Here is a 13,349-nt window from a genome sequence, read left to right on the forward strand (position 1 = left end):
GAGAGGGCTATTGCCCGAGCACTGAAGCCTTCAGACTGGCACCACTTCGCCCGTCACATCCTGCTGATCATCCTGCGCCGGCCCGACTGGCCCCACCCCATCCACCGTAAAGCCGAAGGTATTCACCCCGCCCTCGCTGCGCACGAACACCGAGCCGCCGTGCATGCTCGCCACCGCCTTGACGATGGACAACCCCAGCCCATGGTTGCTCTGGCTGTTGGCGCGAGCCATGTCGGCGCGATAGAAGCGCTCGAACAGCCGCGCGCGTTGCTCGGCGGTGATCGGCTCGCCAGGGTTGCTGACTTCCACCAGCGCGGCGCCGCGCTCGACGCTCAGGCGTACGTCGATGCGCCCGCCCGGTGCGGTGTGCTGGGCGGCGTTGTAGAGCAGGTTGGTCACCGCGCGCTGGAAAAGCGCGCGCTCGACGCAGGCCCGCGCATCGCCGCGCAGATTCACCTGCACGCCCTGTTCGTCGAAGATCACCTCGAGGAAGTCCAGCGTCGTCGCCACCTCGGCCGCCAGTGAGGTTTCCACCCTTTCGGCAGCCAGCCCGCCCTGGTCGACACGGGCGAGGAACAGCATGTCGTTGACGATGGCACGCAGGCGCTCCAGCTCCTCCAGGTTGGACTGCAGCACCTCCTCGTAATCCTGTGCGCTGCGCTCGCGGGACAACGCGACCTGGCTCTGGCCGATCAGGTTGGCCAACGGCGTGCGCAGTTCGTGGGCGACGTCGGCGTTGAACGACTCCAGACGCAGATAAGCCTGCTCCAGCCGGTCCAGTGCTTCGTTGAAGGCACCGGCCAGCGCCGACAGCTCCGCCGGCAAACCGGCCAGGCGCAACCGCTGTGACAGCTGGCGGGGGCTGATCTGCCTCGCTTCGGCAGACAGTTCGTGCAGCGGCCGCAAACCGACGCGGGCAATCCAGTGGCCGCACAAGGTCGCCAGCGCGATCCCCAGCGCGGAGAGCACGAACAGCGTCACCAGCGTCGCCTCGCGGGCGTGCTTGAATGCCACGCTGTCGATCGCCGCCAGCAGCACCAGCGCCGGTCGTCCATCGCTGGCCGGCAGGCGGCCGACACGGGCGGAGAGCGGTGCGTCGTGTTCGGGCAGCTCAAGCTCGGCATAGCCGTTCCCGGTGCCGAGCATCCGGTTGACCGTCTCGTTGGGTTTGCCGTAGCGGAAGCGCGCGTCGTCGCTGTCGATCCAGAAGCGGATCAACTGGTACTCCTGGCTCAGGGTGTTGAGCTTGAGCTGCATGTGCGGCCAGCGCTCGGCGAGGTCGGGCTTGTCGAGCATGCGCGCGACCATGTTGAAACGGGTGTCCAGCTCCGAGCGTTGCAGGCGCTCGATCTGCGCATCGAGCACGCAATAGATGGCCGAACCGATGAGCAGGAAGATGCCCAGTGCGGCGACGGCGAACATGCCGGCCAGGCGCGTCGACAGCGACAGGCCTTTCACGCTTCGCGCTCCTGCACGGTGCGGCTCTCCAGCACATAGCCCATGCCGCGGATGGTGTGCAGTAGCTTGGTGTCGAACGGCCCGTCGAGCTTGGCGCGCAGGCGCTTGATGGCGACCTCGACGACATTGGTATCGGTGTCGAAATTGATGTCCCAGACCAGCTCGGCGATGGCCGTCTTGGAGAGGATTTCGCCGCTGCGCTGGGCCAGCACGCACAGCAGCGAGTATTCCTTGGCGGTCAGTTCCAGGCGCGTGCCGCCGCGCTGCACGCGGCGGCTGACCAGATCGATGGCCAGGTCGGCGATGCGCATCTGCGTGGCGCTTTCCAGGTGCGCGCCACGGCGGGTCAGCGCTTGCAGGCGCGCCACCAGTTCGAGGAAGGAGAACGGCTTGATCAGGTAGTCGTCGGCGCCCTCGCGCAGGCCGCGCACGCGGTCTTCCACACGCTCGCGGGCGGTGAGCATGATCACCGGCGTCTGCCGCTGTTCGCGCAACGCGCGCAGTACGCCGTAGCCGTCGATACCGGGGAGCATCACGTCGAGCACGATGACGTCGTATTCGCCGTTGAGCGCCAGGTGCCGGCCGTCGATGCCGTTGGCCGCGACGTCCACGGTGAAGCCCTGCTCGCTCAGGCCGCGCTGCAGGTAATCGGCGGTCTTGCTCTCGTCTTCAACAATCAGTACGCGCATGCCGGCCCTCCGTTCGCCGCGTCCAGCCATGCTACCCAGCCGCGCTTCATGCCGCACCTCCGGCAATTACCTGCGCAGGCTGCGGGCGGTGGAAGACACGGTCCAGCGCCAGGTACACCACCGGGGTGCTGAACAGGGTCAGCGCCTGGCTGAAGATCAGCCCGCCCACCACCGCCACGCCCAGCGGCTGGCGCAGTTCCGAGCCGGTGCCGAAGCCGATCATCAGCGGGATCGCGCCGAGCAGCGCGGCCAGCGTGGTCATCATGATCGGCCGGAAGCGCGCCAGGCACGCCTCGCGGATCGCATCGTAAGGCGACAGCCCGCGCTGGCGTTGCGCAGCCAGGGCGAAGTCGACCATCAGGATGCCGTTCTTCTTGACGATGCCGATTAGCAGCACCAGGCCGATCAGCGCCATCACCGAGAACTCCAGGCCCCAACCCCAGAGCAGGAACACCGCGCCGATGCCTGCCGAAGGCAGGGTGGAAAGAATCGTCAGCGGGTGCACGAAGCTCTCGTAGAGCACGCCGAGGATCACGTAGACCGCGAACAACGCCGCGAGGATCAGCAGCGGCTGGCTCGCCAGCGAGCTCTGGAAGGCCGCCGCCGCGCCCTGGAACTCGCCGCTGATGCTGGACGGCATGCCGATCTCCTGCTGCACGCGCTGGACGAGACTCACGGCATCGCCCAGGGCCACGCCCGGCGACAGGTTGAAGGACAGGGTCACCGCCGGGAACATGCCGTTGTGGTTGATCTGCAGTGGCCCGGACTTGTCCGGCACGACCCGCGCCAGCGCCGCCAGCGGGACCATCTCGCCAGTCAGCGGCGAGCGCAGGTGGAACCACGCCAGGCTGTCAGCGCGACCACGCTGCCGGGAATCCAGTTCGAGAATGACCTTGTACTGGTTGACCTCGGTCTGGAACTCACCCACCTGGCGCTGGCCGAAGGCATCGTAGAGCGTCTGGCTGACATCCTCGGCGGACAGTCCGAAACGCGCCGCCGCCACTCGGTCGATCTGCAGCGAGGTCACGCTGGCGCCCATCTGCAGGTCGTTGGACACGTCCTGCAGGCCGCCCTCCTCCTTCAGCCGCTGGGTCAGCCGATCCGCCCAGAGTGCCAGTGCCGCGCTGTCGTTACTGCGCAGGGCGTACTGGTACTGGGTGCGCACCGGGCCGGTGGCAAGGTTGATGTCCTGGGCCGAGCGCAGGTAGAGAACGATACCCGGCACCTTGGCCAGCTTGGGCCGGATGCGGTTGATGAACTCGTCCACCGATACGTCGCGGTCGCCGCGGTCCTTGAGCACGATCCAGAAGCGCCCGTTCGACAGGCTCTGGCTGCCGCCGGTGATGCCGATGGCGTGGTTGTAGCTCTGCACGGCAGGGTCGGCGGCGATGATATCCGCCAGTTGCTTGTGCTTCTCGGCCATGTCGGCATAGGAGATATCCTCGGCGGCCTGGGTGGTACCGAAGATGAAGGCGGTATCCTGGGACGGGAAGAAGCCCTTGGGAATCCCGACATAACCGGCCACCGCAATGGCCACGCAGACCACGAAGCCGGCGAGCACGGTGCGCTGGTGCTTGAGCGACCAGTCCAGCCCCTTCGCGTAGCGCGCCAGCAGCCACTCCGATATCCCGCCGTGATCGTGCCAATGCTTCGGCGCGCCCATGAAGCGCGAGGCGAGCATCGGCGCCACGGTCAGCGAGGCCAGCACGGAAATCAGGATGGCGGCCGTGACGCTCACTGCGAACTCACGGAACAGCCGACCGACGATGCCGCCCATGAACAGTAGCGGGATAAATGCGGCGATCAGCGAGAAGCTGATCGAGACCACGGTGAAGCTGATCTCCGAGGCGCCGGCCAGCGCCGCCTCGACCCGGTCCTTGCCCTGCTCCAGATGGCGGTGGATGTTTTCCACCACGACGATGGCATCGTCGACGATGAAGCCCACCGCGATGATCAACGCCACCAGCGTCAGGTTGTTCAACGTGAAGCCCAGCAGATACATCGCCGCGAAACTCGCGCTGAGCGACACCCCCAGGACAGTCGCGACGATCAGGGTCGCCGACAGCTGGCGCAGGAACAGCCCCATCACCAGCACCACCAGCCCCATGGTCAGCAGCAGGGTCAGTTCGACTTCGTGCAACGAGGCACGAATGGTGCGGGTGCGGTCGTTGAGCACTTCCACCTCGACGCCCGCCGGCAGCATCTCGCGCAGGCGTGGCAACTCGGCCTGGATGGCATCGGAGGTCTCGACGATGTTCGCGCCGGGCTGGCGCAGGATCACCAGCGCAACGCCCGGCCGGCCATCCGGCCAGGCCTGCACGTAGTCGTCTTCCGGCGCCTTCACCACCTTCGCCAGGTCGCGCAGGAACACCGGCGCGCCCGCTCGGTAAGCGACGACGAGATCGCCGTATTCGTCGGGGCTGAACAACTGGTCGTTGGCCGCCAGGGTGGACACGCGACCGTCGCCGAACAGCGCGCCCTTGGCCAGGTTGATGCTCGCCGATTGCAGCGACTGGCGCAGGTCAGCCAGGGTCAGGCGGTACGCCGCGAGCTTCTCCGGCTGAGCCTGGATGCGGATCGCCGGGCGCTGCTGGCCGACCACGAAGATCTGCCCCACCCCGGCAATCTGGCTGAGCTGGCGCGACAGCAGCACTTCGGCCAGGTCGCTCAGCTCGATCAGCGGCATCAGCTCGGAGTTCACCCGCACGATCATGATCGGGCTGTCCGCCGGATTGATCTTGCGCCAGGTCGGCAGGTTCGGCATGTCTGCCGGCAGCCGGCCGGCGGCGGCGTTGATCGCGGCGGTGACCTCCTGGGCGGCGACGTCGATGTTCTTGTCCAGGTCGAACTGCAGGGTCAGGGTGGTCGAGCCCAGGGCGCTGGTGGAAAGCATCTGGGTGATGCCGGGAATGGCGCTGAACTGCACTTCCAGCGGGGTCGCCACCGACGACGCCATGGTCTCCGGACTGCCGCCGGGCAGCAGGGCCTGGACCTGGATGGTCGGGAAATCCACCTGCGGCAACGGCGCGACGCCAAGCCGGAAGAATGCCAGCAGCCCGAGCAGCAGCGAGGCGATGGTCAGCAGGCAGGTGGCGATGGGGTGGCGCACGCACCAGCCGGACATGCCGGCGCGCACGCTCACGGCTCGCTCCGGCGGGCCAGGGCCTGCACGTCGCCCTGCACCTCCACGAGTGCACCGGGCGTCAGGCGGGAATGGCCATCGAGCACCACTTCATCGTCCACCGCCAGGCCCTCGACTATGGTGCGCCCGTCCACTTCCGCGACGATGCGCACCGGCACCTTCTGCGCCTTCCCGTCCTCGATGCGGAACACGAAGGCACCGTCCAGGCCACGGCGCACGGCGCGGCTGTCCAGCACCAGGCCGTTGTGCAGCACGCCGGACTGCAGGTCGATGGCAACGAACTGCCCCGGCCAGAGCTGGCCGTCCTTGTTGTCGAAAACCGCACGGACACGGATGGTGCCGGTGCTGGCGGCCACCTGGTTGTCGATGCTGCGCAGGCGGCCCTCGCCGAGCAACTGGCCGCCGTCGCGGCTGCGCGCCACGACCGGGGAATCGCTGCTCATCAGCGGTTGCAACTTGGGCAGGCTTTCCTGCGGCAGGGCGAAGACCACCGAGATCGGCGACATCTGCGTGACGGTGAACAGGCCGCTGCTGTCGTTGGTGCGCAGCAGGTTGCCGACATCCACGTTGCGAATGCCGACGCGGCCGGCAACCGGAGAGGTGATCCGGGTGTAGGACAGGCGCACGCGCTCGGCGTCGATGGTGGCGTCGTTGCCGCGCAGGGTGGCACGCAGGCGAGCGGCTTCGGCCTCGCTCTGCTCCACCGTCTGCCGGGAAATCGAGCCGCGCTGGATCAGCGTCTGGTAGCGGGCCAGGTCCTGCTCGACGATGCGCAGCTGCGCCTGGTTGCTCTGCTTGGTGGCCTCGGCCTGCTCCAGCGCAGCCTTGATCGCGCGGTCGTCGATGGTCGCCAGCAGCTCGCCCTGCTTGACCATCTGCCCCTCTTCGACAAGCAACGCGGTGAGCTGGCCTTCCACTTGCGGGCGGACCAGCACGCTGGCCAGCGAGGTAACGGTGCCAACGCCGTCGAGGTTCTGCGCCAGGTCCTCGCGGGCCACTCGCGCCAGGGTTACCGGTATGCCGGCTGGCTGGGCTGCGGCCTGCGGCGCCTCGTGCCGGCCGGCAAAGCCCCAGATGCCTGCTCCCAGCGCCGTCACCCCCAGCAACCCTGCCGCCAGCCAAACCCGCCGTTGCCCCTGCATCCCGCTCTCCTGCGTCTGGATCGGCCACAGCGGCCGCATCCTGGGGTTATAAGCCAGCAGCCGGGACCGGACGCTGACCCTTAAATGACAATCCTGTCAGTTTCGTCTTCAAGCCCCGTACAGCGGGGCTTTGCGCCTAATGGCGATAGGCCGGCGCAAGTTCTCGAAGAGCGCCTAGACTCCACACATCCCACATGGAGCGCTGGCGATGCAGCCACCCCGAGGAGCCCTCTGGCTGTTCGCCAGCCCGCTGCGTCTGCGGGCCGGCGTGCTGCTGCTCGCGCTCCTCGCGCTGAGCGCCGGCGCCGCCTGGAACTTCGACACCATCCTGAAGAACGCCGAGCAGCGCTACGGCAACCTCGGCACCGCCAAGACCCGCATCGAATCCTGGGGTCGCCTGATCGCCGACAGCGAGAATCTCGACGAGATGGCCAAGCTCAAGGCCGTCAACGCCTTCTTCAATGGCGCGCTGGTGTTCACCGACGACCGCACCGTCTGGCACCAGGAGGACTACTGGGCCACCCCGGTGGAGTCGCTCTACAAGGGCGCCGGTGACTGCGAGGACTACTCCATCGCCAAGTTCGTCACCCTGCGCCGCCTCGGGGTCGCCAGCGACAAGCTGCGCATCACTTACGTCAAGGCGCTGCAGCAGAACCAGGCGCACATGGTGCTCACCTACTACGCCTCCCCCACTGCCGAACCGCTGGTGCTGGACAACCTGATCCCGCAGATCAAGCCCGCCTCCCAGCGCAAGGACCTCCTGCCCGTCTACGCCTTCAACGCCGAGGGGCTGTGGCTGCCCGGCCCCGGCGGCGGCAAGCGCACCGGCGACAGCAAGAAGCTGTCGCGCTGGCAGGACCTGTTGACCAAGATGCGCGCCGAGGGCCTGGACCTCGACGAGACGCGATAGGAGAACCCGGCATGTCATTGCTCAAGCAACTGTTCCTGGCGATCTGCCTGTTCCTCGTGGTGGCCTTCGCCGGCAGCTTCGCCGCCAGCCTGGAAAGCTCCCGCGAGCAACTGATCGGCCAGTTGCGCTCCCATGCCCAGGATGCGGCCACCGCGCTGGGCCTGTCGCTCACCCCGCACGTGGACGACCCGGCGATGATCGAGCTGATGGTCAGCTCGATCTTCGACTCCGGCTACTTCGCCACCATCCGCGTGGTGAGCATTCCCGAGGGCAAGGTCATCGTCGAGCGCGACAGCGACACGCAGAACCAACAGGTGCCGGCCTGGTTCGCCAAGCTGGTCAACCTCAAGGCCCAGGGCGGCGACGCGCTGATCATGCGCGGCTGGGAACAGGCCGCGCGGGTCGAGGTGGTCAGCCATCCGCAGTTCGCCCTGGCCAAGCTGTGGGACGGTGCGCTGGGCAGCCTCGCCTGGCTGCTGGCCTGCGGGCTGGTCAGCGCCATCCTTGGCGGCTGGCTGCTGCGCACCCAATTGAAGCCTCTGGACCAGATGGTGCAGCAAGCCCACGCCATCACCCGCCGCGAATTCCTCACCCTGCCCAGGGAACCGCGCACCCCGGAGCTGCGGCGCGTGGTACAGGCGATGAACCAGATGGTCGACAAGCTCAAGGCCCTGTTCGCCGAAGAAGCCAGCCGCAGCGAGAAACTGCGCGAGGAGGCCTACCAGGACAGCCTTTCCGGCCTGGCCAACCGTCGCCTGTTCGACGCGCGGCTGGATGCGCAGCTCTCGCCCAGCGAGCAGAACGCCGCTGGCTACCTGCTGCTGCTGCGCCTGAACGACCTGGCCGGGCTCAACCAGCGTCTCGGCGGACAGCGCACCGACGCGCTGATCCGCGACGTCGCCGAGTTGCTGGAACGTGAGCGCGAGCAGCACGGCACGCCGGACTGGCTGGCCGCGCGCAGTCGCGGCGGCGAATTCACCCTGCTGGCGCCCGGCCTGGACAGCGCCAGTGCAGAGCATCTGGCGGACGAACTCAGTGCCGCCCTGGAAAACCTGCGCGGCACGGGCGCCAGCGATTGCACGCCGGTGGCGCATCTGGGCCTGGCGGCCTTCCGACCGGGCGAGCCCTCCGCTGGCGTGCTGTCGCGCGCCGACCAGGCACTGGCCCAGGCACAGGCCACTCCGGACCGCACCTGGCAACGCCTGGACAGCTCCGGCAGCCAGCCTGCCCAGGACTCCCGTGCCTGGCGCGACTGGCTCGACGACGCCCTGCAGAAGGGCAAGCTGCAGCTGTGGTTCCAGCCCGTGCGCGCCTGCGCGGAAAACGGCGAGTTGCTGCACCAGAAGGTCCTCGCGCGGCTGCTCGATCCCAAGGGCGAGGCCGTGGCCGCCGGGCAATTCCTGCCCTGGATTGAGCGATTCGGCTGGTCGGCGCGTTTCGACCTGGCGATGCTCGAACACGCCCTCGCCCACCTCGCCCAGCAACCGGCACCGCTGGCCCTGTCGCTCTCGGCGGAAACCGTGCGCAGCGCCGAGCCCCTGCGCCAGCTCTTCGAAATCCTGCGTGCCCACCCGCAGGAAGCGCAGCTGATGACGCTGGAAGTGGACGAACGCTACCTGCCGCCGCCGGCCGAGCTGGAGAAGCTCGCCCAGTCTGTCCAGGAAGTCGGCGCCAAGCTCGGCCTGCAGCACTTCGGCGGGCGCTTCAGCCTGATCGGCAACCTCACCCGCCTGGGTCTTGCGTACCTGAAGATCGACGGCAGCTACATCCGTGCCATCGACCAGGACAACGACAAGCGCCTGTTCATCGAGGCCATGTACCGGGCTTCCAACAGCATCGACCTGCCGCTGATCGCGGAGATGGTCGAGACCGAGGGCGAGCTGCAGGTGCTGCGGGAGATGGGGATTGCCGGGGCGATGGGGCGACTCATTGGCGCGCCGAAGCCGTCGCAGAAGAACACCTTGTAGGAGCGAGCTTGCTCGCGAACAGAGCCCGCTGCGGAGTCAGTTCGCGAGCAAGCTCGCTTTTACGAAGAGCTCGCAACCCCTGTCTCAGGCTCTGACACTTCAAAGACTTCCAGAAAAACAGCCGAGCACTCCGAACCGCCCCGTTCAGGAGGCCTCGTTGAAACTTCGATTCGACGAGGGAATTTTTCGCCCAAGCGAAAAACCGGATGTCCGGGGCAAGACCTTTGCCCACTTTGGATGGGGCGGCCATCCGTCGTTTGCCAAAGTGGGTCGCCCGAGGGGGCGAAACGAGAAGTCGCAGCGCACGCTGAAGCGGCGCTGGAAACCTCAAAGCTAGGCAGACACATCGCGGACAAAGCCCGCTCCTACACAAGGGCAAACGCCGGAGCAGGCCTTGAAGGCCGCATTCGCGAGCAAGCTCGCTCCTACACCAAACGTCAGTCCTTCTTGCCCTTCTTCGCGCTTCCGTAAGCCGCCTCCAGCGCATCATTGATCGTCTTGAGCACCTTCACCCGCGCATAACGCTTGTCGTTGGCCTCGATCAGCGTCCAGGGCGCAATCTCGGTGCTGGTACGATCGACCATATCCCCCACCGCATCCACGTACTGGTCCCACTTGTCGCGGTTGCGCCAGTCCTCCTCGGTGATCTTGAAGCGCTTGAAGGGAATCGACTCGCGCTCCTTGAAACGCTCCAACTGGGTCTGCTGGTCGATGGAGAGCCAGAACTTCACCAGCACGATACCGTAGTTCGTCAGTTGCTCCTCGAAGTCGTTGATCTCCGCATAGGCGCGCAACCAGTCAGCGTCGGAGGCGAAGCCCTCGACCCGCTCCACCAGGACCCGGCCATACCAGGAACGGTCGAAGATGGTGAACTGCCGCCGCCCCGGAATGTGCCGCCAGAAACGCCACAGATAGGGCTGCGCACGCTCCTCCTCGGTGGGCGCGGCGATCGGCACGATGCGGTACTGGCGTGGGTCCAGCGCATCAGTCACGCGGCGGATGGCGCCGCCCTTGCCGGCGGCGTCGTTGCCTTCGAACACGGCGATCAGCGAATGGCTGCGGAAACGCTTGTCGCGCATCAGCGTGGCCAGGCGCGCCTGCTGCTTGGCCAGGTGTTCCTTGTACTGGTCCTTGTCCAGCGACAGGCTCAGGTCAAGCGCATCCAGCAGCCCCTTGTTGTCCAGGCTGGAGACCAGTGGCGCCGCATGGGGCTGCGGGGTCGGGCGGTCCTTTCGCTTGAGTGCGGCCTGCAGGCTCTCGAGGATGGTGCGGCCCACCGTCAGGCTGCGGTAGCGCTCATCGGAACCCTCCACCACGTACCAGGGCGCGTAGTCGCGGCTGGTGCGGCGCAGCACGCGCTCGCCGTAACGCACGAACTTGTCATAGACCTCGCTCTGCTTCCAGTCGATCTCGGAGAGCTGCCAACTGCGCGTCGGGTCGTTCTCCAGTGTCTTGAGCCGCTCCTTGAGCTGCTTCTTGGAGAGGTGGAACCAGAACTTGAAGATCAACGCACCCTCGTCGGAATACATCCGCTCGAAACGCTCGGCATCGTTGATCAGGCCATCGAGCTGGCTGTCCTTGATCTCGCCGGTGACCCGCGCGTAGAGCATCTGGCTGTACCAGTTGCCGAAGAAGATGCCGGTCGTTCCCTTGGGCGGCAGACGGCGCCAGAAACGCCATTGCGGCGGCCGCGAGAGTTCCTCGTCGGTGGGCTGGAGGAAGCTTTCCACCCGGATCAGGCGCGGATCCATCCACTCGTTGAGCAGCTTCACCGTTTCGCCCTTGCCGGCGCCCTCGATGCCGTTGATCAGAATGATCACCGGGAAGCGCGCCTGCTGCTTGAGCTCGTACTGCGCCTCGAGCAGGGCTTCGCGCAGCACCGCGACCTCCTTCTCGTAGGTTTCCTTGTCGATGGAATGACCGATCTCGGCGGATTCGAACATGCACCTCTCCTTGTCTCGAAGTGAGTAAAAGGTAGCGGAAGTGACGCAGCCTGTCCTCGGAACGGATCAGCTAAACTGCCGCCTTCGTTTCACTGCCCTGCCTTCCTTCATGCCAGACATCAGCAGCGCCCAGATCGACTGGGACGAGAACGGCCAGCCCACTTCCCGCGTCTATGGCGACGTGTATTTTTCCCGCGACTCGGGCATTGCCGAGACGCGCCACGTATTCATCGACGGCAACCGTCTACCCGAGCGCTTCGCAGCGCTGCCAGCGGGCGGGCGCCTGTGCATTGGCGAGACCGGCTTCGGCACCGGGCTGAACTTCCTCTGCGCCTGGCAATTGTTCGAGACGCTGGCACCTGGCGATGCACGGCTGCACTTCGTCACCACCGAGAAGTACCCGGTAGCACCTGAAGACCTGCGCCGCGCCTTCGCCCTCTGGCCGGAGCTGGCGCACCTGTCGGGGCAGGTGCTGGAACAGTACGTGGCGATCAATCCCGGCTTCCAGCGCTTCGTCTTCGCGGGCGGCCGCGTGGTGCTGACCCTGCTGGTGGGCGACGTACTGGACACGCTGCCGGAACTGGACGCACGCGTCGATGCCTGGTTCCTCGACGGTTTCTCCCCGGCGAAGAACCCGCAGATGTGGAACGACGCGCTCTATGCGCAGCTGGCCCGTCTTTCGGCGCCGGGCACGACCCTCGCCACCTTCACCAGCGCCGGTTTCGTCCGCCGCGGACTGGGCGCAGCCGGCTTCAAGATTCGCCGTACCCTGGGCTTCGGCAAGAAATGGGAGATGTCCCAGGGCGAATTCATCGGCCTCGAACAGCCCACCGGCAAGCCCTGGTACGCCCGCCCCGTTCGCTCGAAGGGAACGCGCCAAGCCCTGGTGATCGGCGGCGGCATGGCCGGTTGCGCCAGCGCCGCGAGTCTCGCCGCACGCGGCTGGCAGGTGACTCTGATCGAGCGTCATGCCAGCCTTGCCGAGGAAGCCTCGGGCAATCCCCAGGGCGTGCTCTATCTCAAGCTGTCTGCCCACGGCACCGCACTGTCACGGCTGATCGTCAGCGGCTTTGGCCATTCGCGACGGCTGATCCAGCGTCTGCAGAAAGGCGAGGAATGGTCCGACTGCGGCGTGCTGCAACTGGGTTTCGATGAAGCCGAGGCCGGCCGCCAGGCGAAGCTCGCCGAAGCCTTCCCCGGCTCGCTGCTGCGCCTGCTGGACAAGGCTGAGGCAGAAACCCTCGCTGGCGTCGGCCTGCCCGCCGGTGGGCTGTTCTATCCCGAAGGTGGCTGGGTACATCCGCCGGCCCTGTGCCGGCACCTGGCGCAGCATCCGAACATCCGCGTGGTGGCCGGCGAGGAAGTCCGCCTGCAACGCGAAGCCGATGGCTGGAGCGCCTGGAGCGGCGACGCGAAACTTGCCAGCGCGCCCGTCGCCATCCTTGCCACCGCCGCCGAGGTGCGCCGCTTCGAAGGCGCATCGAGCCTGCCGATGAAGCGCATTCGCGGGCAGATCACCCGTGTGCCGGCCACCGCCGACAGCGCCGCGCTGAGTACCGTGGTTTGCGCCGAGGGCTACGTCGCCCCGCCGCGTCACGGCGAGCACACCCTGGGCGCCAGTTTCGAATTCAAGCGAGACGACACTGAGCCATCATTGGCAGAACACCTGGGCAACCTCGACCTGCTGGCGGAGATATCCACAGACCTGAGCGAACGCATGCACATCGCCCAGCTCGACCCGGCAACTCTGCAGGGCCGCGCCGCCTTCCGCTGCACCACGCCGGACTATCTGCCACTGGTGGGCCCGCTGGCCGACCGCGAAGCCTTCGCCAGCGCTTACGCTGTACTGGGCAAGGATGCGCGCCAGGTGCCGGAAACTCCGTGCCCCTGGCTCGACGGCCTGTACCTGAACAGCGCCCACGGCTCCCGCGGGCTGGTCACCGCGCCGCTGGCTGGCGAGTTGCTCGCTGCCTGGATCGACGACGAACCGCTACCCTTGCCCCGTGCCGTGGCCGAGGCCTGCCACCCGAACCGTTTCTTCCTGCGCGACATCGTGCGCGGCCAGAAGAACGCCTGATCATCTCGCGGTCCAGCGACA

The 13,349-nt window shown here is 66.8% G+C and carries 8 protein-coding genes; 3 read left to right on the forward strand and 5 right to left on the reverse strand.

Features of this window, described 5'->3' with window-relative positions; all coding sequences use genetic code 11:
* Positions 1 to 30 precede the first annotated feature (30 nt).
* Genes PNI01S_RS04570 through PNI01S_RS04585 form a run of 4 tightly spaced genes read right to left on the reverse strand, consistent with a single transcriptional unit; the run spans position 31 to position 6,431 of the window.
* On the reverse strand, positions 31 to 1,458 hold the full coding sequence (locus PNI01S_RS04570; protein ID WP_083196222.1) for a heavy metal sensor histidine kinase: 1,428 nt from the start codon (positions 1,456 to 1,458) through the stop codon (positions 31 to 33).
* Positions 1,455 to 2,147 (reverse strand): heavy metal response regulator transcription factor, encoded by a 693-nt coding sequence (locus tag PNI01S_RS04575; protein ID WP_024766145.1) that lies wholly within the window; start codon positions 2,145 to 2,147, stop codon positions 1,455 to 1,457. Before PNI01S_RS04575 ends, PNI01S_RS04570 begins: the two co-directional genes overlap by 4 nt.
* Positions 2,148 to 2,193: 46 nt before the next feature.
* Positions 2,194 to 5,289 carry a multidrug efflux RND transporter permease subunit gene (locus tag PNI01S_RS04580; RefSeq protein WP_084357506.1) on the reverse strand — a complete coding sequence of 1,032 codons (3,096 nt, stop codon included), beginning with the start codon at positions 5,287 to 5,289 and terminating at the stop codon, positions 2,194 to 2,196.
* Complete coding sequence (locus PNI01S_RS04585) at positions 5,286 to 6,431, reverse strand: efflux RND transporter periplasmic adaptor subunit (protein ID WP_024766147.1); 1,146 nt, start codon at positions 6,429 to 6,431, stop codon at positions 5,286 to 5,288. The genes PNI01S_RS04580 and PNI01S_RS04585 overlap by 4 nt, the downstream gene beginning before the upstream one ends.
* A 208-nt stretch (positions 6,432 to 6,639) precedes the next feature.
* Here PNI01S_RS04585 and lapG point away from each other — a divergent pair, with 208 nt between their 5' ends.
* Entirely contained in the window at positions 6,640 to 7,341 is a 702-nt protein-coding gene (gene lapG, locus PNI01S_RS04590; protein ID WP_045210266.1) for a cysteine protease LapG, read from the forward strand.
* 11 nt (positions 7,342 to 7,352) lie between these two features.
* Positions 7,353 to 9,308, forward strand: a complete 1,956-nt coding sequence (gene lapD, locus PNI01S_RS04595; RefSeq protein WP_024766149.1) for a cyclic di-GMP receptor LapD — start codon at positions 7,353 to 7,355, stop codon at positions 9,306 to 9,308.
* 437 nt (positions 9,309 to 9,745) lie between these two features.
* Here the strand turns inward: lapD and pap are convergent, their stop codons facing one another.
* Positions 9,746 to 11,251, reverse strand: coding sequence for a polyphosphate:AMP phosphotransferase (gene pap / locus PNI01S_RS04600; protein WP_024766150.1), 1,506 nt, complete (start codon positions 11,249 to 11,251; stop codon positions 9,746 to 9,748).
* Positions 11,252 to 11,360: 109 nt separating this feature from the next.
* Here pap and mnmC point away from each other — a divergent pair, with 109 nt between their 5' ends.
* The gene (gene mnmC / locus PNI01S_RS04605) at positions 11,361 to 13,328 is read left to right on the forward strand and encodes a bifunctional tRNA (5-methylaminomethyl-2-thiouridine)(34)-methyltransferase MnmC2/FAD-dependent 5-carboxymethylaminomethyl-2-thiouridine(34) oxidoreductase MnmC1 (protein WP_084357507.1); all 1,968 of its coding nucleotides are present in this window, start codon (positions 11,361 to 11,363) and stop codon (positions 13,326 to 13,328) included.
* Positions 13,329 to 13,349 lie beyond the last annotated feature (21 nt).

It is taken from the genome of Pseudomonas nitroreducens NBRC 12694 (assembly GCF_002091755.1).
GTDB lineage: Bacteria > Pseudomonadota > Gammaproteobacteria > Pseudomonadales > Pseudomonadaceae > Pseudomonas > Pseudomonas nitroreducens.

Excerpts from the sequence above, each read along its gene's own strand:
- PNI01S_RS04585 (WP_024766147.1), bottom strand. The coding sequence starts at position 6,431 with ATGCAGGGGCAACGGCGGGTTTGGCTGGCGGCAGGGTTGCTGGGGGTG.
- lapD (WP_024766149.1), top strand. The coding sequence starts at position 7,353 with ATGTCATTGCTCAAGCAACTGTTCCTGGCGATCTGCCTGTTCCTCGTG.
- mnmC (WP_084357507.1), top strand. The coding sequence starts at position 11,361 with ATGCCAGACATCAGCAGCGCCCAGATCGACTGGGACGAGAACGGCCAG.
- lapG (WP_045210266.1), top strand. The coding sequence starts at position 6,640 with ATGCAGCCACCCCGAGGAGCCCTCTGGCTGTTCGCCAGCCCGCTGCGT.
- pap (WP_024766150.1), bottom strand. The coding sequence starts at position 11,251 with ATGTTCGAATCCGCCGAGATCGGTCATTCCATCGACAAGGAAACCTAC.
- PNI01S_RS04575 (WP_024766145.1), bottom strand. The coding sequence starts at position 2,147 with ATGCGCGTACTGATTGTTGAAGACGAGAGCAAGACCGCCGATTACCTG.